The organism is Pirellulales bacterium, assembly GCA_036499395.1.
Classification (GTDB): Bacteria; Planctomycetota; Planctomycetia; order Pirellulales; family JACPPG01; genus JACPPG01.
Genome location: DASYDW010000077.1, coordinates 67708 through 89922 on the forward strand (window position 1 = coordinate 67708; position 22215 = coordinate 89922).

The 22215-nt window shown below is 60.0% G+C and carries 14 protein-coding genes; 1 reads left to right on the top strand and 13 read right to left on the bottom strand.

Going from position 1 to position 22215, the window contains the following annotated elements; genetic code table 11:
* The 9 genes from VGN12_14585 to VGN12_14625 all read right to left on the bottom strand — a co-directional run bounded on the left by VGN12_14585 (position 1) and on the right by VGN12_14625 (position 13775).
* The gene (locus tag VGN12_14585; protein HEY4310673.1) at positions 1-159 is read right to left on the bottom strand and encodes a hypothetical protein; all 159 of its coding nucleotides are present in this window, start codon (positions 157-159) and stop codon (positions 1-3) included.
* The gene (locus VGN12_14590; protein HEY4310674.1) at positions 159-1652 is read right to left on the bottom strand and encodes a sodium:solute symporter family protein; all 1494 of its coding nucleotides are present in this window, start codon (positions 1650-1652) and stop codon (positions 159-161) included. Before VGN12_14590 ends, VGN12_14585 begins: the two co-directional genes overlap by 1 nt.
* Positions 1653-1756: 104 nt before the next feature.
* Positions 1757-3112 carry an amidohydrolase family protein gene (locus tag VGN12_14595; GenBank protein HEY4310675.1) on the bottom strand — a complete coding sequence of 452 codons (1356 nt, stop codon included), beginning with the start codon at positions 3110-3112 and terminating at the stop codon, positions 1757-1759.
* A gap of 104 nt (positions 3113-3216) precedes the next feature.
* Positions 3217-6537: an amidohydrolase family protein gene (locus VGN12_14600; protein ID HEY4310676.1), complete on the bottom strand. Its 3321-nt coding sequence runs from the start codon at positions 6535-6537 to the stop codon at positions 3217-3219.
* A gap of 154 nt (positions 6538-6691) precedes the next feature.
* Positions 6692-7585 (bottom strand): endonuclease/exonuclease/phosphatase family protein, encoded by an 894-nt coding sequence (locus VGN12_14605; protein ID HEY4310677.1) that lies wholly within the window; start codon positions 7583-7585, stop codon positions 6692-6694.
* Between the two features lie 107 nt (positions 7586-7692).
* A complete protein-coding gene (locus tag VGN12_14610) occupies positions 7693-8586 on the bottom strand; it encodes a PIG-L family deacetylase (protein HEY4310678.1) in 894 nt (297 codons plus the stop codon).
* Positions 8587-8880: 294 nt separating this feature from the next.
* Positions 8881-10605: an aldehyde dehydrogenase family protein gene (locus VGN12_14615; GenBank protein HEY4310679.1), complete on the bottom strand. Its 1725-nt coding sequence runs from the start codon at positions 10603-10605 to the stop codon at positions 8881-8883.
* 267 nt (positions 10606-10872) lie between these two features.
* Entirely contained in the window at positions 10873-12945 is a 2073-nt protein-coding gene (gene glgX, locus VGN12_14620; protein ID HEY4310680.1) for a glycogen debranching protein GlgX, read from the bottom strand.
* Positions 12946-13004: 59 nt separating this feature from the next.
* The gene (locus tag VGN12_14625; GenBank protein ID HEY4310681.1) at positions 13005-13775 is read right to left on the bottom strand and encodes a cytochrome c; all 771 of its coding nucleotides are present in this window, start codon (positions 13773-13775) and stop codon (positions 13005-13007) included.
* Between the two features lie 228 nt (positions 13776-14003).
* Here VGN12_14625 and purM point away from each other — a divergent pair, with 228 nt between their 5' ends.
* Positions 14004-15065: a phosphoribosylformylglycinamidine cyclo-ligase gene (purM, locus tag VGN12_14630; protein ID HEY4310682.1), complete on the top strand. Its 1062-nt coding sequence runs from the start codon at positions 14004-14006 to the stop codon at positions 15063-15065.
* Positions 15066-15152: 87 nt separating this feature from the next.
* Here the strand turns inward: purM and VGN12_14635 are convergent, their stop codons facing one another.
* The 4 genes from VGN12_14635 to VGN12_14650 form a co-directional block, all read right to left on the bottom strand.
* Positions 15153-17567, bottom strand: coding sequence for a thioredoxin family protein (locus VGN12_14635; protein HEY4310683.1), 2415 nt, complete (start codon positions 17565-17567; stop codon positions 15153-15155).
* A gap of 204 nt (positions 17568-17771) precedes the next feature.
* Positions 17772-18809 carry a phosphotransferase gene (locus VGN12_14640; GenBank protein HEY4310684.1) on the bottom strand — a complete coding sequence of 346 codons (1038 nt, stop codon included), beginning with the start codon at positions 18807-18809 and terminating at the stop codon, positions 17772-17774.
* A gap of 142 nt (positions 18810-18951) precedes the next feature.
* On the bottom strand, positions 18952-20376 hold the full coding sequence (locus VGN12_14645) for a DUF1598 domain-containing protein (GenBank protein ID HEY4310685.1): 1425 nt from the start codon (positions 20374-20376) through the stop codon (positions 18952-18954).
* Between the two features lie 379 nt (positions 20377-20755).
* Positions 20756-21766 carry an SDR family NAD(P)-dependent oxidoreductase gene (locus tag VGN12_14650; GenBank protein HEY4310686.1) on the bottom strand — a complete coding sequence of 337 codons (1011 nt, stop codon included), beginning with the start codon at positions 21764-21766 and terminating at the stop codon, positions 20756-20758.
* Positions 21767-22215: the final 449 nt, after the last annotated feature.

Genomic DNA, 22215 nt, shown 5'->3' on the forward strand with positions numbered 1-22215 from the left:
TTAGCGTGGAGCTGCGATTTCTTCGTCCGCGTCTTGCGAGCGTTCTAGCCTGGTCAGCATATTCTTGATATCACGCGCGCCGCGAACGCTGACGTAGATAGTGACGGTCGAATACCACACCAGGCAAATGATCGTCAGCAGCCACCAAAACGTCGCCATTATTCGCTGGCCTCGCTGCTGGTATCGGTAACGAATATTGGCTTCAGCAGCGACCCCACGATCATGGCCACGGCCGCGCCAACAAACGCGGCAATGCCCGAATTATAGGGGCCGATTGATTTGGCCATTTCTTGCGTGGCGGGCAGTTGCTCCATGACGAGGTATGTCAATGGGAAGATGGCTCCCACGCCGATCGCCGCCGCGGCGCCCCAATTGTTCGCCTGCGGCCAGTAACAGCATGCCACGAGCAACGTCGACATACTCGAAAGATAGATCGTACCGGTTACGGTCAGATAGGCCCAAATACCGTTGTCGCCGATCTGATACCACAGCCCGAATAAGAGCAAAAACAAGCCAATCACGGCGACGATCATACGATTGACGAGCAGCCCGCGTTTCTCGGGCCAGGGGGTCTTGCGCAGCGGAGCCAGCAGATCGTTATAGATTACACTTCCCCAGGTCAGCATGTACGACGAATCGGTCGACATGTCCGCGGCCAGCATCGCGGCCACGAGTAGGCCCATCAGGCCTGTCGGCACCGTGCGACTGAGAAAGATAGGCATCGCCTGAGCCATGTTGTCCGGATCGACGACCCCCTCTTCGAGCGTGGCCAAGGCCGCGATTCCCCACACCGCGGGAATCAAAAACTGGCACACGAAGAAAAAGCTGGTGGCCGTGTAAACTCGCTGACCGGTTTTCGTGTCCTTGGCCGAGAGTAGTCGGGCGATCGTGGTTTGCCAGGTCAGCACGGCGGCCAGGTTCAAGAGGGAGTTGAAGATAATGAACGGCCAGCCCAACTTCGGATTGGCGAGCGGATTGAAGCCCCCTTCGCCGTAGCGTTCTTGCACCACTTCGACGAGCGAACTCCAGGGGATCTCGAACAACATCAAAAATGTGACGGCCAATAGCCCAATACTCATCACGACAAACTGTAAGTAGTCAGTAACCAACACGGACAACATACCGCCGACGATCGTATAGAACGCCACCGCGGCCAACAGCACGGTCATCGTGATTTCGAGGTTCTCGACCGAGAAACCGCAGACGGTGACCAAAAAGTCGCCGCCTTGGCGAAGAAACGTGCCCATGTTGAGCAATCCGCCGACGACGATCACCAGTCCGCTCCACCAACGAATGCGCGAACCGAACCGCTTTTCGAACAACTCGGCGATCGTCACCACGCCCGAATCGCGCAGTTTCTTTACGCAAAAGCCGGTATAGCCGACCACGAACATGGCAATGGCGTAGGTGATGCCGACCGAGGCGCCGGCGAAGCCATGCTTGTAACCAAGCTCGGCCGCGGACATGCAGGTGACGATACCGAACTCGGTGGCGGCCAACGACGCGATGCCCAGGTAGACATCCATTTCGCGGCCGGCGACGAGAAAGTGCTCGACCTTACCGACGTACTTGCGGACGCTCAATCCCACGGCCATCGTGACGATCAAATAGACGCCGACGATCAGGCCGTCGATCAAGGAGAAATGCGTCATCCCGCTCTCGTTTCCACCGGTTCCGTCAAACACGCGATACGACCGCGGGACCATCGTACGCTCCCCGGCCGGACCTGCCCAGCACCGTCGACTGTGGCCGTGGATTAGGGGTTCTGAATTCCCTGGCGGCGATATTTCTCTTTGTACTTTTCCCACAGCCGCTTGTGCCGGTCGTTTAATTGCACTTCCCGTCCCTGGACGTAGGCGGCCGTGACGTGCGTGGGGATATCTAGCGGGTCGCCGGTCGTGACGATCAGTGTGGCGTCCCGGCCGACGTCGAGCGAACCGATCCGATCGTCAACGCCAAGAATCTTCGCCGCGTATAACGTGACCGACTTCAATGCATCTTCCGCCGGCAGTCCATAGGCGGCAGCCGTGCCGGCGTGGTGCGGCAGATTGCGAATATTGGCCGGCGACGAGCCCGACGCCCCGCCGATCACACCGCCGATGCAGAAAGTAATGCCCGCGGCCTGCAACTTTGCCGGCACGGTGAACGGCGCATCGTACGCATCGCCACGACGTCGAGGCAACCGATGCACTCCGGCCACGATCACAGGCACATCGTGTTTCTTCAAGAGTTCCGCGCACGCCGGTGCGTCGTATCCACCGACGATCACCAAACGCAGCTTTTCTTGATCGGCAAACGACACGGCCGCTTGAATCTGTTGTGTCTCCTCGGCGTCGATAAAAACAGGCATTTTTCGCTCGAGGACCGGAATCATGGCTTCCCAGCGCGCATCGAACTGCGGGGCAGCGCCCTTCCCTGCGGCGCTCGCCTCTTTGGCCGTTGCGTAAGCCCGAGCGTCAGCAAATGCCCGGCGAATCGCCTTGAGCGATTTATCTCGATCCTGCATTTGCGTGGCGCCGGTTTCTTCGATCCACCATGCTTCAATCGGTGCCATCTGTGGCCAATTGATGTGCATGGCCACGCCCGGCTTTAGACACATATCTTCCCAACTCCAGCCATCCAATTGCATGCAGGCGGATTGACCGGTGATCAGGCCGCCGTTGGGAACAGTCAGCACGCTCAAAATTCCGCCCGAGCGGCCGACGGGAATCAGCTCGCTGTCAGCATTGAAGGCGACCTGCGCCTTAACGTTGGGATTGATCTCACCCGTTTCGGCCATATCGCGCGTGCCGCGCACTGAAGGGATTTCGACGAGTCCCAATTGCGAGTTGGCGTCGATCAGCCCCGGATAGACGTGCTTGCCAGATACGTCGACGAAATGCGCCTCGGCCGGGACGGCAATTCCCTTTTCGACCGCCGTGATCTTGCCACCGTCGAACACCAGGGTGCCATGCTCGATCACCGGTCCGCTAACAGGGTGAATCGTACCGCCAACCAGGGCGATAGCATGAGTCTGCGGCGCGCCGGGCACCTCGGGCGTAGCCAGGCTGCGATTCTCACTCGCTGCCACGAGACTCAATGCCGCAACCACGGCCAAATAATGCTGTCGCATCAAAAACGTTCTCCCCTCGCGGCCCTTTAAACCTTTGTTGTCCATCCAGGCTAACTTGTCTTATTCGTGTGGTTCGTCGTAGGCGAAGATTATTGACTTTGCTTCTAATGCCCGTGACCATCCAGCTCGCCGTGATGACAAAAGATATCCTCGCGAGGCCAGAATTCTGACTCGCGTTTCTTCTCATCCTCAGGCGTGGCTGTCGGCTCGCCCGAACTGAGCACGCGCTGCACGAGTGCCGCCCGCAGCTTGGCAGCATCTTGACGCAGTTGCTGGTCTTCCCCGAGATCGAAATACCGTCGGCCATCGACCCACGTTTGCTCGCAGCGACCATACGTCGACAGCGGGGAAGCACTCCAAACGACCAGGTCCGCGTCCTTGCCGGGCTCAAGCGATCCCACAAACTGGTCGATGCGCAATTGCTTGGCCGGATTCAATGTGACGAATTTCAGTGCCTCCTCAGGCTGCACCCCGCCATATTTCACGGCTTTCGACGCTTCCAGGTTCAACCGCCGCGCCAACTCGGCGTCGTCCGAATTGAACGACACTACCACGCCGGCGTTGTGCATCAGGGCGCCGTTGTAAGGAATCGCGTCCAGCACTTCGAACTTAAAGGCCCACCAGTCCGAAAAACTCGATCCGCCGACGCCGTGTTTCGCCATGACGTCAGCGACTTTGTAGCCTTCGAGAATGTGCTGCAGCGTGGCGATTTTCACGTTGAACGACTCGCACGTTCGCAGCAGGGCGAGAATCTCGTCCTGACGATACGAGTGGCAGTGAATCAGGCGTTTGCCTTCGACCACCTCGGCCAAGGCTTCCAGTTCCAGATCCGTTCTCGGCGGCAAACCGGTCTTCGTGCGATTCCACTGGTCGTGGTCCTGGCGATATTGTTGCGCCGCGCGGAACGCATCCCGCACCAACTGCTCGACCCCCATCCGTGTTTGCGGATAACGATTGTTGGCCCTCTCGCCCCAATTGCTTTGCTTGACGTTTTCACCCAGCGCGAACTTGATTCCCTGCGGCGCCGCGGCGAATTTCAATTCCTCCGGCCCGGCGCCCCAACGGAACTTCAGCACCTGGTTCTGACCGCCGATCGTATTGGCCGACCCGTGCAGGATATTCGAGCTCGTCACGCCGCCGGCCAGTTGGCGGTAGATGTTAATGTCGTTGGGATCAACAAAATCGCCGACGCGAACTTCGGCCGTAATCGTTTGGCCCGATTCGTTCACGCCGCCGTCGGTTGCGATATGCGAATGGCAATCAATAATTCCCGGCGAGATGTGCTTGCCCGTCGCGTCGACGGTTATCGCACCATTCGGGACGGCCAGGTTGACGCCCACGGCCTTGATCTTTCCCTGCTCGATGAGGACGTCAGCATTTTCCAACAGGCCCTGTGGTCCACTTGTCCACATTGTGGCGTTTTTGAATAACACGGCTGCAGGTTGCTCGGGCGCGGCTTTTCGACCAAACTCGCCCAATGGGTAGTTCACTTCGGCGAGCGCGCGCACCGGCTTCTTCGGCTTTTCCGACTTCTCTTTCTTACCGGCATCGTCCTTACTGTCGCTCTTAGAAGCGTCTGCCTTCTCCGCTGCATCGTTCGGTTTCTCCGCAGCCTTCTTGTCAGCCTCCGTGTCATCCGACTTTGCCGGCTCCTCGTCCTTTTTCACGACCTGTTCGTCGTTGGCCTCGGTCGGCTTCTCTTTCTCTGCGTCGTCTTCCTTCTTTTCCTCCTTCGTCTCGGCTGCGTCGTCGGCATCAGAGGCCTCGGCCGGCTTCTCGCGCTTCGCCGTTGACGAGGTCTGTTCACCACTGGGCCAAACCACGGCTCCCAGCCAGGTAAGGTCTACCACGGCATCGGCCGCCGCCGCGGGCGTCTGTGCGATGGTCGCCGTCAATTGCAGCACCCCTTCCAGCCCAAGCGGTTCTCCTTTGAAGGAGGTCGTGAAATGCCATTCGGCAAGCGCCGGGCTGACAAGCGCCGTCGACTTATCGCCACGCTTGACCTTGCCCGATAGTTTCGTCGGGGACCCTTTGAGCGCGATCGTGAGTGTTTCTTTGGCGCCATCCGGCTTCGTAATCTCGACCTGCCAAGTCCCGCGCACGTCGACCGTCGGACTGGCTTCGATCTCGTAACGACGGCCGTCGACCCAGGTCTCCAGAACCTTCGATTTCTTCTGCAATAGGTCGCCGCTAGCGACGACAATATTCGCGGCTTTCCCAGATTCGAGCGTGCCCAAGCGATCCGCCATGCCGAACAGTTCAGCTGGCGTGACTGTCAATGCGCGAAGCGCCGCCTCTGGCTTCAGGCCCCGCTCGACGGCTTTGCGGACTGCGCCCAGCAATGCGCCAGGATCTTTGAGCCCACGAGTCGTGAAGGCAAACTTCACGCCGGCATCAGCCAGGCGCGCGGGATTCTCGGGAGCGATGTCCCAATGCATCAGCCGCTCGAGCGAAACATTCGCGGCACCCTCAGGTGTGGAAACATTCGGCGCCTTCGGGAAATCCAGCGGCACGATGACCGAGCGTTTCGTGGCGACAATATCCGCCAGCCGGCGATACTCGTCCCCTGAGCCTCGTACGATCACATCCAGGCCGAACTCCTTGCCGATGCGATCCGCTCGCAGAAAGTAAATTTCATCCGCCGCATCAATCATGACTGGCTGCTTGCCGCCGAGATAACCACGCAGCGCAGCCAACGCATCGCTCCGCTCGGGGCGTGGCAGGTCCTTGTTTCCTTCGTAAGCGTGCCACGCCTGCGAATACCAGCCGGCATCGTAAAGGGCCTGTCGCACCAACGTGTACGCACCCATCGGCGAGTTGGGGTAGCCTGCCAATCCGCGTGCCGTGGTTAGCTTGGCATGCAGGGCGACCTGATCCTTCAGAATCGTTTCGCGACCCGATTCATCCCCGGTGGTCACCAGGGCGCTTGCACCCTTGATGATGCCCGCCGACGGAGCGACCAACCGCACCGCAACCCCTTGAGATCGATACTTGCGGTTGGCGTCATTATCGGGTGCATAAATCGCAATCGCAGCGACCTGCGGCAGAATATTACCGTTCCAGTAACCGGCGCCGGACTTGTCGTTCGCCACGGCCCGCGATGCGTCGGCCGGCAATTCGCTGTAGGCGTCGATGAAGCCGGCGTAGACAGTCTTGCCCTTGGCGTCATGAATCTGTGCATCGGCCGGCGGCGTCACTTTTTCACCAACGGCCACGATGACCCCGTCGCGGAAAACGATCGTGCCGTTTTCGATCGTACGGTCAGGCGAGACGACGATCCTGGCACCCGTGATGGCGTGCGCGGTCAAGACTGGCTCGCGCAAGCCGGGAAAGGGGGCGATTCGCGGCGCTGCACGAGCCGGCCCCTGATCACCGCATAGAACCAAGCAGATCGCAACAACCAGCGAGCTTCTCAAGTAGTTCATCGTGACGGCATCGCGTATGGGTGGATTCGGCAGCCGATGGTTCGATCGGAAACTTCCGCCGGCAAGCTTCGACGATAACCCACCGCGCGGTGCGATGCCAGCAGCGTGACTCGTGACGCCGGCCACACCGATGCATTGCAGCCGTTAATGAGCGTTATTTCTGCAGCATTACTTCGGCGATGACGCCGTAATGGTCGGCATAATCCATGCGGCGCCCCTCGTATTCCTTCCAGACACGCTGGATCGTTTGCCGTTGGATATTGGTTCCGGTTCCGCTGGGATTCAACAGAACGTGATCGATACGTTCTCCGTGCTTGCTCGGCCGGCTCCAACTGTTTTCGCCGTCGACGGACCAGGGGCGAGGATCGTCAGTCGGATACTCGCGCATGTGAGTTGTCGCCAATAACATCCGCCAGCGTGGGCGTTCGTCATCGACGTCCGATGCGACGTTCATGTCACCGACCAGGAATTGCGGAACTCCCTCCTGCAAATTTGGCTTGAGGATTCCCTCCCAGATTTCCGGGATTTGCTTTTCCTTCATCTCGTTGTGCCCGGCCTGCAGGTGCGTGGCCGCGATCTGAAAGCGCACGCCGTCGCGCTCGCCGGCAGCCATCAAGCATCCCTTTTCCGCCAGCCGATCGACCCCGGCCACGTTTTTATAAACGATGTGCGAGACATAGGTCAGCGGGATACGGCTGGCAATTAGAATGCCGCCGCTCGTGCCCGAGATTCCCGACTTCGACGGCGGCGCTACGATATGCGGATAGTGCGACTTGAGCCCCTCTTTCAACTCTTCCGTGATTTTGCGATCAATTACCTCTTCCAGCGCGACGATGTCGTAATCCTGCTGGTTGAGATACTCGATAATCCACGGCGCCCGCAACGCCTGCTTCTTTTGCAAGTCCTCGCTCAAGAAGCCGAACGTGGGCAGCATCTGAATATTCCACGTCAGAATCTTCAGGTTGGATTTCGCAGCCGGGCGCGGCTCCTCAGCCGACAGCGGACTCGAATTGATCCAACCCGAGAGGACCGCCACAATCCCGAACAAACTCAAAACTCGTCGCGAGCAAACTAGCATGGTGACACCAAAAACGATTGTCTAGGTGTAGATTGGCGAGAGCAGATGAACGGCAATAAACGGCCGCGAAAGGGCTCTTATTCGCTGTACGCGGTCGTGCGGCGGAATTTCTCCACGATACGGCCGTCCTCGCGCGGCACAACTCGGCTGGCAAGCAGCATCTTGGCCAAGCCCTCGCGGCGCTCGGCCAGCTTGTTGTCGTCGTAGCTGGTGACCATCGAGCCGAACTGGCTGGTATGCGCCGCGGCGGCCTTGGCTTTCAAAGGAGCTACCTCGGTGATGTCGACCGAGTAGTTGGGCTGGTTCGAATAAAAGAAGAACGCGACCGGCACCTTGTGCGCCTTGAATCCCTCGCGCTCGAGTTCCGGAAAATACAATCGCCACGCCGCGGCGCGCATGGCGTCGGCCGTCACTACGGCACCGCTGCGATGATCGCTCTTGTGCCACTGCTCGTACGGCGCACCGGGATCGATCGACAGAATCGCATCCGGCTTTTGACGGCGGATCTCGCGGGCAACTTGCTTCGTCAGCTCGCGCCGATCGACGTATTCGAGCATTCCGTCGTCATGCCCTAGCCAGGTAATGTGATCCTTGGGAATGCCGAGGATCTCGCAGGAATCCTCCTCCTCACGGCGGCGAATTTCGGCCAGCCGCTCCTTGGTCATCGTCGGATCATTCGATCCAGCGTTGTCGCTGGTGTAGATGAGAATCTGCACGTTGTTCTTCTGCGCGGCGAGCATGGCCAACAGACCGCCCGAGGTGAACGTCTCGTCATCGGGATGCGGCGTCACGACCATGACCGTCTTGCCTTCCCACTTCTCAATGCGGTCATTCCCGTTGTATTCCGGCTCGGCAACGGCGATCTGTGCATGCGCCGTAGGGCTCGCGGCCAACAACAAGAAAAATGCGATCGCAGCTAAGACGAGACACGAAGAAACAGGTCGCCGAAAGGCAATTCGCGGTGGGTTCATCGAATGCGTTCCCCGGGAAGGATCGAAGGCTGGCGACTAGCGCATGAAAGCCATGCGCAGGCACGAGTAGCCTGCACTCCTCGCGGGCGCACGTCAACCTCCCCGTCATAACCAGGAGGACTGCAAAGTCTGTAGCCGGGGGTCTGCGACCCCGGAGCGCTACCATGAGGTCACGGCCTCGAAGAGGTCAGCTACAGAAGACGAGATGCAAATTCTCAACTTTGCAGTTCTACGGCCGACACTTCGGTGTCGCGTCGACCTACTGAACGCGGCCAGGCCAGGCTGGCGATCGCTCTAGCCTCGCAATGCCGGCAGCATCAGGCCGGGCAGCTTCCACCAGGCGGGCCGGTAGGTTAGATCAACCGTCTTTCGCGCCAGGATATTTGCCGTCTTGTGCGTTGGGAACCAGAATGGCTTCGGCATCATCGTCAGCGGCCCCTCGATCACGGTTTTTTGTGCCGCGTCGAGCAGGTATGTGTTATGGACCCAGCCTAGACCGCTTTTCGGATCTTCCAGAGTCCCTTCGGGGAACCCGCCCCAGGGGGTACACATCAAGGCATAGCTGATGGCCGGCCAATGATTGATGCCGACCGTGCCGAAGCGCAGGCGTGCGATCAAATCCTGAAACCGCTCCTCATTCCCGGGCTGCCGGCGAAATTTTGGGTGGACCATTACACCGGCGCCCAGATTCCCCCACAAGCGATCGTTAACGAAATCACCGACGCGATCGACGAACTCCTCGGCCGAAGCCACGTCAAGCGCCGTCTCGGCGCAAACACACACGAACGATTCTTCTTCGAAATAGTGCGGCTCGCGATCCAGCGTCACGTCGCGCACCAGCGTCCAGGGAAGCGTCCCCTGTGGACCCGGTTCAGGCTTGCGACCCGTGAAACGCGTGAAGCGTTCCTCTGCGCCGGGATAATAAGCGCGACGACGAGGAATCCGCGCGAGTACAGCGTCGATCTTGTCGAGAAACTGTTGCCGTTGCGGCCAACTGCGACTCGTGACCACCATCTTCGTCGCGATGCAATTGAACGAGGCGTTGTTGGTGATCATCGCCGCGACGTTTTCAGCCTGAAACGTCAGCTCCCGGGCGCTGTACGTCCCGGGGACGACAATCCACGGCGTGACGTTCCCCAACTCGCTCGTGATTCGCTTTTGCAAGCGCGCCGCACCTTCGGCCTTGCGCCGCTCGCGATCCGGGCCCGGTGGTCCCCACACGATCGTCTCGTGGGAAAAAATCGAACCCGTGATATGCACTTCGTCCACCAGCTCATGCTCGACCGAATAGGTTCCGACATCGGCGCCACCGTAAATGATGCGCAAGAACCCGGCCTCGATCAGCGGGACGAACGCCTGGGCAAAGATGCCCCCCAGGTATTCGTTTACCGGGTTCATTTTCAACAGCACCACTTTGCCTTCTTGAAACAGCTTGCTGAAGGCGTCGGTCGGCGCAATGCTGCTGACGTTGCCGGCGCCCAGGACCAGGGCGATGCCCGCCGGCGCCGATTCCGGTCGAACATAACAGGCAGAGTGCTTGGCGAGATTCTCACGCGTCACGCCCGGCTGCATCCAGACGTCAGCACGAAAGCCGGCAAACAATACCGAGTCGTACAAACCGCGGGTGGGAAATACCTGCACGCGCAGCTGGCCGGTCTTCGTCGTGTCGATCTTGCCAGGCAGCTTTACTTCGCCTGTGCGCTCAATGTCACGCAGTGAGCGGATCAACAAGGTCAGGTAGCGGACCGTGGCCAATGGGCCGGCCGCCATTTCCTCTCCCTCAAGCGGCGTTCCCGGCTCGATCCCTTTGGCACGGCATGCTTCAGTCACCCAACGGTCCGTGGCCACCACGGCACCGTCCAGGCAGGCCTGCGCCAGCTCGATGCGCTTGGCTAACGGAGTCTCGCGCCAGCGCCCTTTGGCCTGTGCCAAATCATCCAGGCAGCGATCGATGACCTCGCGCGAGGTGACCTGGCCCGTCCGTTCCTGATAGAGAGCTGCGGACGTTGCAATGCTCATCGCATGTCACTCCGAAAAAGTGGCCGATGCGCCGTAGTCGCGACGTCCGCACGGCCGGGGCCTGGGGCCAATTCGCCGAAAACGAGAGAGGAGAGTAAATCGTCTACAGAGCGAGGGCGCCGCTCGCTGTGACAATTGTACGACCTGAACCCCTGGTATTCTGCCGCAGCCGGGCGGCGGCCGCTACCATACCCGCCCAGATTTTGCGCGTAACAGCCTCGCAGTACGAGCTCGCCGCCCAGCCGCCGCCCCGTCAAGCTCGCTCGGCTACGGCCCCGAGACGAAGCACACCAACGAATGGTCGATCAGCGTGATCTTTCGATCGTTTCTCACCTCGGGCCCGTCCAGATTGGGGAATACGTCGCCCGGGCTGTCGGCGGCCGTATTGATGAACAGGTTCCAGCGGTAACGGCGTGCGAGCCACGGAATCGAAAACTCGCACGGCAGCGAACCGGCATGGCTCAGCAGCAAGATATGCCGAGGTGATTCCTCCTCGCTCGTGGCTGGCGGCGCTGCCAAAAGGCAGGTCAGACTCATCTCGTCACTCGTCCAATCGACGGGCCCGCCCGAGGCACTAAACCAACTAACGTCGGGAGGCGTACCGGGCCCCTGCGGCTCCCCTTTCAGGAAGCTCGAGCGACGCAACGTCGTCTGGCGTTTGCGAAACGCGATCAAGGCTTGCGAAAAACGCACCAAGTCGACATTGTGCGCGACTAAGTCCCAATCAAACCACGAGATATCGTTGTCCTGACAGTACGCGTTGTTGTTGCCATGCTGCGTCCGCCGGCATTCATCGCCGAACACGAGCATCGGCACGCCCTGGCTGAGGAACAAGGTAGCTAGGAAGTTGCGAATCTGGCGCGAGCGGATTCGCTCGATGATGCGCTTGTTCGTCGGGCCCTCGACGCCGTAATTGTCGCTCAGGCTGTTGTTATCGCCGTCCCGGTTGCCTTCGCCGTTGGCCTCATTGTGCTTGAACTTATACGTCACCAGGTCGTTCAACGTGAACCCGTCGTGCGACGTGATGAAGTTGATGCTGTGATACGGCTGCCGGCTGGGGGCATACAGATCGGCCGATCCTGACAATCGCGTGGCAAAATCCCCTAGCGTCCCGCGGTCACCGCGCCAAAACCGGCGAATATCATCGCGATAACGACCGTTCCACTCGGCCCAGCGCAGGTTGGCGAACGAGCCGACCTGATAGGCGCCCGCCGCGTCCCAGGCCTCGGCGATGATTTTCGTATCGGACAACAGCGGGTCTTCGGCAATCGTCTCGACCAACGGCGGATTCGGCAGCAACTCACCGTTACGGTCGCGGCTTAACACGCTCGCCAGATCGAAGCGGAATCCGTCGACGTGATAATTCAGAACCCAATGCCGCAGGCAAAGGAAGATCAACTCGCGGACAATGGGATGATTACCATTCACCGTGTTACCGCAACCTGAGTAGTTACGATAATACGTGCCGCCGTTTTCGAGCATGTAGTAGACGCGATTCTCCAAACCCTTGAAGCTCAGCGTCGGCCCATGCTCGTTTCCTTCGGCCGTGTGATTAAAGACGACGTCCAAAATCACTTCGATGCCGGCCTGGTGCAGTGCTCGCACCATCTGCTTGAACTCGACGACCTGCGCCCCCGGTTCCGGGCTCGAAGCATAGCCGCGGTGTGGCGAGAAAAAAGCGAGCGGATCGTAGCCCCAGTAGTTCGGGCGATCGTCCGTTCCGCCGAAGCAGTTGTTCGTCGGATAGTCGTGGACCGGCATCAACTCGACGGCCGTCACGCCCAACGACTTCAAATACGGGATCTTCTCAATCACTCCTAGGTACGAACCCGGATGGTCGACGCCACTGGTGCTGGAAGCGGTAAAGCCCCCCACGTGCATCTCGTAGATCACGGTATCGGCCAGGCTGCGTCGCAGGTGGCGATCCCCCTGCCAATCGAACGTGTCGTCGATCACGACGCACTTCGGTGGACGCACGATCCCGTCCGGACAAGGCAGAAAGTTGCCAGCCAGCGCCCGAGCATAGGGGTCGATCAATCGCGCCCGGCCGTCGAAGCGATGCCCCTCGCGCGGATCGAACGGACCGTCGGCCTGCAAATGGTAGAGCTGTCCCGGCGCGATCCCCGGAACGAAGATGCTCCAGATGTCTCCCCAACGATCACTCTCGGCGTCGTAGTGAATGATATCCGCGGGCTCGGGATCTTCGACGTTGTCGTACAACATCAACCGCATGGCCGTGGCTGAACGACTGAAAACCACGAACTGGACACCGCCGTCGATCGGGATCGCCCCATACGGGAGCGGGTGAGTGAACTGCAGAGTCGGATGCGAAAGGGGCATGAAGTCAGCTCAAGGTGGCACGAGGGGTAACACAGCCGTTGTGCTGAAGCATACCACGCTCAGGGCGACGTTCGGACTCGAAACGTTTCATGGCAAGTTTCGCAGCTTTTTCCGAGGTTAGCGAGCGCTGCTTCGGCCTTGGCTTTATCGCCCGCATGGATTTGCGCATTCACATCGCCTGCCGCGTCGCGCATCTCGCCGCACAATTGATACCACTTATCAATGTCGGCCGGATCCTTGACTTCGTGCGTGTCATAGTTTGCGGCCTGGGCAATGGCCGCCAAAACGGCCGCATCGCGAGCATTGTCATCTTTTCTCTCGTCGAAGCGTCGCATATTTCGTTTCAAGCGGTTGTTCACGAATGTGACTTGCTTCATCAACTGCCCCAGGCCTGCGACTTTTTCCCACTGAGGTGCGGCGGCAGCGCCAGTGGACTTGCCTTGTGCGGCGCTTTCGACCGCGGCGAACGCGGTCTTCGCAGCTTCGTAGTCCTTGGCTTTGGCAAGCTGTCTCGACGCCGCCAGTAAATCCGGCGAGCTGGCCGTCAGGCGATGATCCTGATCGTGCTTCGCAAGCACAAGCGCTAGCGCCGCGAGCGTGTGCGCGTCGCGCGCGACCTGCCGCGACTTTTCCATGTACGACGGCGCATCGGCCAGCGCTTCGCGACAGCCCGTCAAGCAGAGATCAACCTGCGCGATCAAATCGGTCGCCGGCATCACCTTCGACAACGGTGGCGGAGCCGGAGGATCACCGGCCAGGACCACTCCCACCAAGACGGCCAGCGGCGCGCAAATGACCAGCATTACCAACCTTGTGGGATATAATCGCAAAACTTCTCTCCTCGATTGTGGCTGAATGTGCTCTCTACCATGCCCGCTCGACGGGCGTGACACAAGTCTATCGCCGCGAAATACCGCTGTTGAGTACGTGGTTTCAGCAACTCAATCGCGCAAACACCGCCAAAGGGTGGGACGTTTCGCTGCGATCCCTGCACGTTTGACAGCCCCTTGCGGGGCCACCTACAATCGCGTCTTTCTCGGCATTCGCCCACAGTATTGATGGCCAAGACGACTTACAAGGACGCAGGTCTCGACCTGGAGTTGTACGCGCAGGCGATGGCCCGACTGCCAGGCCTGATGGCGCGAACACAGTCGCCGCGCGTGCTCCCCTTGCCGGGCGGATTCGCCGGCCTGTTTCAGCTCGATTTCGCCAGCCCTCTCTTCGCCCGCAAGTACGTCGACCCCGTGCTGGTCTCCTGCACCGATGGAGTGGGCACCAAGTTAAAGGTGGCCATGATGGCCGGCCACCACAGCACCGTTGGCATCGACCTGGTCGCAATGAGCGTCAACGACGCACTCTGCTGCGGAGCGGAGCCGTTGTTCTTCCTCGACTACGTGGCGATGTCGAAAGATGATCCGGCGCTATTGGAGCAGATTGTCACCGGCATCACGGTCGGCTGCCTGGCCAGCGACTGTGCCCTGTTGGGGGGCGAAACCGCAATCATGCCCGACCTTTACGCTCCGGGCGATTACGACCTGGCCGGCTTTTGCGTCGGCGTGGTCGAACGGCATCGCGTCATCGACGGCCGTGCGATCGCAGCCGGCGACGTCGTGCTGGGCCTTCCTTCGAGTGGTCTGCACTCGAATGGATTTAGCCTGGTGCGCAAAGTGGTCTTCGAGAAGGCCGGCTTGGGAGTCGACGATTACGTCGAAGAATTGTCCAGCACCGTGGGCGATGCGTTGCTGACACCAACGCGCATTTACGTGCAGCCGATCCGCAAGATCCTCGCGCACTACAAAGTTAAAGGGGTCGTACACGGCATCGCACATATCACCGGTGGTGGGCTGCTCGAGAATCTGTCGCGTGTCCTGCCCGAGGGTGTAACGGCCGTCATCAAGCGCGACAGTTGGCCGGTGCCGCCGGTATTTCCCTGGCTAGCGCGGCTGGGTGACGTCGAAGCCGACGAAATGGCGCGCGTCTTCAACATGGGGCTAGGGCTGGTGTTGGTCGTTAGCTCATTCTACGCCGACAGCATCGCGCAGCAGCTCGCGGACCAGGGTCTGGAGTGCTTCACGATCGGCCACATCGCGAGTAGCGAACGCGGCGCCGTGTGGGCGTAGAAACAGTGTCTTAGCCGAGAATGCTTCTCGTCGTAGAACGCCCGTCCGAATACCAGCTACCGGCATCTAAGTACTGGTAACCACCTCCTACCGCGACGTCTTCAGCGCCGTGCGCTCTTCGGTCCCCCGTGAAGGCCCCGCTTCGCGCAGCTTTTCCAAAACTTCGCCTTGAGTTACCAGATCACTGAATACGATCGGCTTATTGGGCTGGCTCGCCGGAAAAATCGCATAAACGGGGATCGAGTTCCGACCGAGCAGATGCAGCATCTCCTTGATCTCTGCCGAGCCGTCCGTCCAATCGGCCTTGAGCGGCACAATTTGGTACTCTTCGACCAGTTCGCGCACCGCCCGGGTGTTAATCGCCACGCGCTCGTTCGTTTTGCAAGTAAGGCACCATTCCGCGGTAAAATCCACGAAGACAGTTTTCCCTTCGGTGCTCAACTGGACGAGCGCCTCTTGCGAGAAGGGCTGCCACGGTAGCACATCATCACCGGGCACTAGCCAATTGAAGGCGAAGAGCCCAACGAACGTTGCCATTCCGGCGCCGACGCCCCAGGCGACAACCTTCTGGCCGAGTTCGGCTGTCAAAGGAGTGCGTCCCGCCCACCAGCATCCGAGCCAGATACCGATCAAAAGTGCGAATGTGGGCACCAAATAATCTGGCTTGATGCTCATGAACAGAAACACGACTGTTCCCAATAGCACGAAGGCCATGGCTTGTTTGAACGTATCCATCCACACGCCTGGCTTTGGCAGAAAGTGAATCAAACGCGGGAAGGCGCCAATTAATAAATAGGGGCTCGCCATGCCAAGTCCGACACAGAGAAAGATGGCATAGATCACAGCCGGCGGCTGCCTGAGCAACAAGCCGAAAAGAGGCCCCAGAAATGGTCCGCTACAAGGCGTCGCCAATAGGGTGGTGAATACACCTTTGGCGAAAGCGCCTACGGCGCCTTCCTGGGTTGCCAACTGACCGGCGGTTCCACTGCCGACGAACCCTGGTATTGGTATCTCCCACACGCCGAGAAAGCTCAGCGCCATGGCGAATACCAGGCCCGACATCCCGATCGTGAACCAAGGCTTGGTGAACTGTTCGCCCCAGCCCATATTCAGGAACACTGCGAGCGAAGCCAGCACGGCAAATACCGACATCAACCCAAGCGTGAACCAGACGTTCAACAAAAAGATCGAGTGCCGGCTTTGGTGGCTCTGCTCTACGAAGCCAAGCAGCTTAAGGCCGATCACCGGCAGAACGCACGGCATGCAATTCAGAATCAAGCCGCCTAAAAGTGCAGCCCCCAGCATCACAAACAGTGACGTATCGGCCTGTTCAGTATTGGCCTCGATCTCCTCCAAATTAAAGGCGTCACCTGGTCCAGCGGGCGATTCCACGGTCGCCGTCGAAATAGCGGCTGCGGCGTCGGCCGCCTGCTTGTAGCTTTTCGCCGGACGAAACACGAGCGGCAGTTTCCCGGCGATGCTCTGCGCCTCGATCGGTACTTCGACCTCGAACTGCACCCCGTGCGGCATGTCGCACTGGTCCGCTTTGCAAGTCTGCAATCCGATCAGCCCTGACAGCTTAGCGATCCCCGGCTTTGCGTCGCGCGGAATCGCAAGCGAAATCATCCAGGTTACCGGCTGTTCGTAATAGCGTTCCTTTTCGCCTGGGGTCACAGGCGAGGGCTTCTCGACTAGTTTCCCTTGCGCTACCGGCGGCGAGGCTTGCCATCCGGCTGTCTCCTGGAACACGATCAACGTCGGCTTGGAGATATTCTGTGGGTCGCGAGCCGCGAGCGCGTAAACGTGATATCCCTCGGCCGGCTCGGCCGTGATCACTAGCCTTGCCTTTTCACCCGGCGCCACAACTTTTGGTTCGAGATAACCTTGCAATACGACGTGTGCATTCTTGGGCTTATAGACGCCCGCGTCCCCGGGTGCGCTTGCGGCCTCTGCCGAAACTGCCTGCGCGGCCTCGACTGGCGCGGCCGTGAACGGAAGCGACTTGGGGGGCATGCAGCTCTTGGCATCGCACGCCTGGAAGCCGAGCTTGCCTGTGATGGAAAGCTTGGCTGCGTCGGCCCCCGACGATAGTTCCAGCGGTGCCGTCCAGACGACGCGCCCTTCATGCGCTTCTACCGGCAGGTTGTCGAACGCTGGCTCCGGATGAATATCGGGCGCCGTGGCCGACTTGAACTCGCCGGCCAGCTTGACGTCCGTGCTCGGCTCGACCGTGATCTTGCTCTTTACCGGGCCGCCCGGCTTTTGGGTCAAAGAGTAGATGTGCCAGCCGGGCGCGACATCGGCAGTCACCACCAGTTGAGCAGGCCCACTATCACTTGCCGGGGCAATCCGCGCCGTGACCGTGACCGGACCAGCGTTGCCCGCAGGGGCCGCCTTGCCGGACGGATTCAGCGCCCCCAGATCCAATTGGGCGAATGCCGGATGGACCATCACGGCAGCAAGCAGCGGCAGTCCCAGCACAACCCAACGGGCTGCTCTCATCAGATCCCTCATGAAATCCTCCCGACGTCCCCCTCAAATGGCAAAGTCGGCTTATTTTAGGACGCCTGACAGCGCGCGGTCAATTTCAGACCGCTCGAATCATTGGGGCATCTGTGAAGTTTCAAACTGGCATTTACACAATATCTGCCAGCAATGACACGCGTTGGCCCTCGACAATTCTACGCAATTTTCTTGGCGAACGATTCACCGGCTCTCGACCAAATGCGTAAGTCGCCTGACAAAGTAATCTAAACGGGCCTGTACGGCCGCCGGCTGGTCGAAGACACGTCGCCGATCATAAATCCAGGTTAGCCAGTTCGTCCCCCCCAGGAGGACGCCACTGATGTCAAAGGTCCCGGCCAGCATGGCTTCGACCTCGGACAACGAACGCACCTGCTCGTAAGCCGCGAATCCTGCTCGCCATTGGCTACGATCGTCTTCGGCCATGCTTCCTAAAAGGCGAGCCACGTCGGCCGAGACATTCTCAGCGCGCAGCGAGCCAAAATCGATCAGACCGCTGACCTCGTCCCCCTCGAACAATACATTCTCGTGCCACACATCGCGCAGGCAGGGGACGACCGATACCTCTACAGCCGAGGCCCGTTCCAATTCCGACAATACGCGCGGGGCCACCCGCGGGAAGAGTTCCACGATACGGGCCGCCGCCGGTTGATAGTCATCATGTGCGGTCGTGACCAACGATCGCAGTTGCTCCAACTCTCCGGACAATAGCCTTCGCAGTTGTTCGAGACGCTCGCCTATGCTGGGCGAGGGACAGAGTGATGATTCGGCCAGGGGAAACGAAGAGACTGCCTGGTGATATTTGGCCAGCGCCGTCAGGGCGTTTCGCAACCTTGTGAGGCTGGGTGCGGCGTGATAATCGGACGCACCAGGCAGCCACGGCGCTATTTCCCAGAAATGTCCTGCGTGCGAAACGTAGCCTTGATGTGCGACGTTTTCCAACGGCAGTGGCACGCGATCGAAGCCCTCCTGGTGGGCATGCCAGAGTACGGCCTGTATGAATTCCAAACGCTCGCGCGGCGGATGTTCCGGAGGCCAGCGCCGCAATAGTAACAGCCCGCGTGGCGTCGTCAGCCGCCACAACCGCGTGCCGCTCAATCCTCCGGCCGTATCGAGAAACTCGACCGCCGTCGGCTGACAGTCAGCCGGGTAAAAACGGAGCACGGACTGATAGTCGAGCGCATCGGACATCGCATGCTCGGCCGGAAGGAATCGAAGCACGACGCAGAGCGCTGCGTCGCGCAGGTATGGCAGGTCACGTGCGCTAGATTGTTACCGCGCGGCGCGCCGTCGGTCCAAGCCCAATAGAAGACTTAGACCAAGAATTCCTTCCGCTTCGTCTGCCAGCAATCCCCGCCGGCAACTAGTCCCACCACCACTGACCTTCGGCCAGGTCCTGCAGGCTGGTGGTCGCGTGCGCCTTTTCGACCTTCTCGTCGTCGCTAGAGAGCATATTGTCGGTATCCAGCGCCTGGTGAGCCCTCACTGTTACTCCGCCGCCGATCGGCGTCATCAACTGATTTCCCTTCCAGATGCTGTTCACGGCGGATTCAACTTCAAGCGGGGCGTTATAGGTCTCGATCGGGAGCTTTTCTTCGTCGCCGAAGACGTCCATCTCCCATTTCGCCTTTTGGTAATAGTGATTTTGCTGCATGAACGCCGCGGCCACCGACATATCAATCAGGTTCCGCAGTTGGGCAAAAACGGGCGACCGGGCGGCCAATTCCGGGTATTTCTTCGTAAAGCCGTTGACGAACGAGACGCTGGCCTTGTTCGTGGCCGTCGACTTGCCGCGTTGTCCGCCAGCTCCCACGACCTCGTCGGCTCCCACGAGCTTCACGCCATCACCGACGAGCTCCATCGAGTCGCGGTCCTCGGTCGTGCGGACGCATTTATAGTCGGGGACGAAGTACCAGCGTTGCATCGCATTGCGGCTGACCGTGGCTGGATTAGCCCGGTCGACGTAGCTGGTGATTTGAACGGGCGGACGTTCCAGGCCAATGCCGATCAATTTCATGCGGTAATCGGCCTCGACCATGACCTGGGCGAAATGCGTATTCGGCGAGATGCCGCGAATGGCCACCTTCTGCAAACCAAGCGCGGTGCGCAAGCCGTCGACGATGAAATCGGTTTGATCCGGTGTCGCCGCGCCCCCCATCTGCACCAAGAACTGCTGCATACGGGCCAGCCCTTCAGGTGTGGGATCGATCGAGCAGCCGATCAGCGGCCCCTGATCCTCGCCTGGCGGATAAGCACGTAGCGCGACAATGAGGTCCTGCAATTCGAGCACCGGCCTTGCGGCGGTCAACGTCACGACGCGGCCCGACAGATCACGAAACCAACCTTCGGCCGGACCGGCAATCACGACATCGCCGGTGTCGGGATACAGAAACACATAGCGCAGCCGCCATAGACCAGCCAGACAGTTCATTTCGTCCGTAGGCTGTTGTCCGGCTGCCAGCTTGGCTTGAATCGCGTTCTCCAGACGTGTCAGCGAGACCTTGCGCAGATTACTGCGCGCGATGACCTTGTCGTTGAGCGCCGCTTGCGCTTCCTCGATGCGGCGACGCTGCAACATGCCCGTTTGGTCATCGTAGACTTCGCGCCGCAACACACCATCGGCATTTACGACCACACCGGCCGGCGCAAACGGGGAGGGCGTCGACGTGCCCGTGCTAGGGGTGGTGGGCGTCGTCGTAGTCGCCGTGACCGAGACGGCAGCCAGCGCAACTGCAGAGCAAACCGAGCCGACAATAAGGACGCGAGCTCGCACAGAGCGTAACGTCATCCGAGACCTCCCGTTGACCGAACGATTGACCGGTTCGCCCCCACCAGCAGTCACATGGAACACTGCGGCTGGGTGGGGGCGGATGATTGCTAAGAAAAGGATAGGTCCAACGTCTCGTTCCAGCATTCGATCCTAATTTGGCAATTTGGCCAAAGCAAGGAGAAGCAAGGCCTATCAAAGACTTGCGAGAATTCCAGGCGGGGAGATGGCGGTCGGCGGCCGACCGCCCTTGGTCCCCTTTTGGCTATTCGCACACGGTACGGCGATAGCCCACGGGGCTGACCGTGCCACGGCTGCCAGGGAAAGGCCGGAACGTCACCTCTCGGGCTCCTGGAGCAGCCGCTGCCCCACTGGGGCGCCGATTGGTTGGCAGAAGTGCCTACAGCAGGCCGTGGCTGCGATACCAGCGCGTCGTTTGGGCAAACCGGGCCTCGAGATTCGCGCCCACCGAGAAACCCAAATGCTCGCGAGCCCGCTCCGCTCCACAGACCCAGGAGCCGGCGGTCGCCTCGCGTAACTTATCGATATTGAAAATATGTGGCCGGCGGCGAAGCCGGGCCCAGGCTTCGTTCAGACCCGCCAATCCCCAACCCAAGGCTTCCGGCGCGCGAACAACGCGCAAACGACGGTAGCCCAACGAGCGGGCGATCAATTGCCCTAACTCGGCGAAAGTCGGGCTTCTTTCATCCGCCAGAAAGTAGTATCCGCGCGCCGAATTTACGTCATCACCGTGCATAATGCGTTCGCCCCGTTTTGCGGCCGTGATCAGGCCAGCCACCAGATCCGTGGCGTGAATCATCGACGCTCGGCGCTCGGTGAATCCGGGCACCAGGTGCAGCCGCAACATCTTGATCGGGCGAAACATCGACAGCAGGGTCAAGTCCCCTTCGCCGAATACCACGGGGGGACGGACGATTGTCAGCGGAATCCGGTCCGCAAAGCGGGCCGCGGCCAGTTCGCCGGCGCGCTTGCTCCGTCCATAGTTCGAGACCGGTTGGGCCGGGTCGGTTTCCCGACGTGGTCGGTCGCTGTGCGACGGACCGGCTGCCGCCAGCGAAGAAACCAGCACCATCGTCGGAGCGTTAGGTTGATCCGCGCAGGCCTGCGCGACGTTGTGCGTCCCTTGCTCGTTGACGCGCAACAATTCTTCGTAAGTCAGCGCCTTGATGAGCCCGGCCAAATGAAAAACGACGTCGACGCCGGCCGTGGCGGCCGCAACGCTCTCTGGATCCGTGACATCACCGTAGGCCAACTCGGCATGCAATTCGGCTAACTGGACAGTCTGAGAATTGCGACGCACCAGGCAACGAACGGAATGCCCCTCTGCCGTCAGTGCCGAGGCAAGGTGCGTGCCAATAAACCCACTGGCGCCTGTAATTAAAGCCTTCACGATCGCTTGACCTTTTTTTCTACGTCCGGCGTTTTTTCGTCCTGCGCTGCGATTTCAACTGCCCGACCCTCGCCGCGGCGGACAGGACCTTCCAGCAGATACAGCGAAATTCAAGGCCGCTCGGTACTGATGACTGATGCGAGCCTCGGCGCAGCCGCCGCATTCGCGTGACCGGGCTAAATGCTCGCAATTCCGGTAGCGGCGGGACGTCAGCGGAGGGTGTCCGAGGTCGAATTCTTGCGCAGGGGCGGGTGGGAATATTGCCCACCAAGCCATCGCTATATTAGCATTGCACCTTTTCCTGCGAAATCAATGCAAACGTACCAACTGACCGGCTACGCATCTGGCGAGCACTCGGGACATTTGTACGATTGACATTTTTGGCATGCGCATTCGCGGCGTTTCGCCAAAGCGAACGAAATTTGTGCTTTCGCGTGACCCTGTAACGC

Excerpts from the sequence above, each read along its gene's own strand:
- VGN12_14635 (HEY4310683.1), bottom strand. The coding sequence starts at position 17,567 with ATGAGAGCAGCCCGTTGGGTTGTGCTGGGACTGCCGCTGCTTGCTGCC.
- purM (HEY4310682.1), top strand. The coding sequence starts at position 14,004 with ATGGCCAAGACGACTTACAAGGACGCAGGTCTCGACCTGGAGTTGTAC.
- VGN12_14610 (HEY4310678.1), bottom strand. The coding sequence starts at position 8,586 with ATGAACCCACCGCGAATTGCCTTTCGGCGACCTGTTTCTTCGTGTCTC.
- VGN12_14645 (HEY4310685.1), bottom strand. The coding sequence starts at position 20,376 with ATGACGTTACGCTCTGTGCGAGCTCGCGTCCTTATTGTCGGCTCGGTT.
- glgX (HEY4310680.1), bottom strand. The coding sequence starts at position 12,945 with ATGCCCCTTTCGCATCCGACTCTGCAGTTCACTCACCCGCTCCCGTAT.
- VGN12_14595 (HEY4310675.1), bottom strand. The coding sequence starts at position 3,112 with ATGCGACAGCATTATTTGGCCGTGGTTGCGGCATTGAGTCTCGTGGCA.
- VGN12_14590 (HEY4310674.1), bottom strand. The coding sequence starts at position 1,652 with ATGACGCATTTCTCCTTGATCGACGGCCTGATCGTCGGCGTCTATTTG.
- VGN12_14615 (HEY4310679.1), bottom strand. The coding sequence starts at position 10,605 with ATGAGCATTGCAACGTCCGCAGCTCTCTATCAGGAACGGACGGGCCAG.
- VGN12_14585 (HEY4310673.1), bottom strand. The coding sequence starts at position 159 with ATGGCGACGTTTTGGTGGCTGCTGACGATCATTTGCCTGGTGTGGTAT.
- VGN12_14600 (HEY4310676.1), bottom strand. The coding sequence starts at position 6,537 with ATGAACTACTTGAGAAGCTCGCTGGTTGTTGCGATCTGCTTGGTTCTA.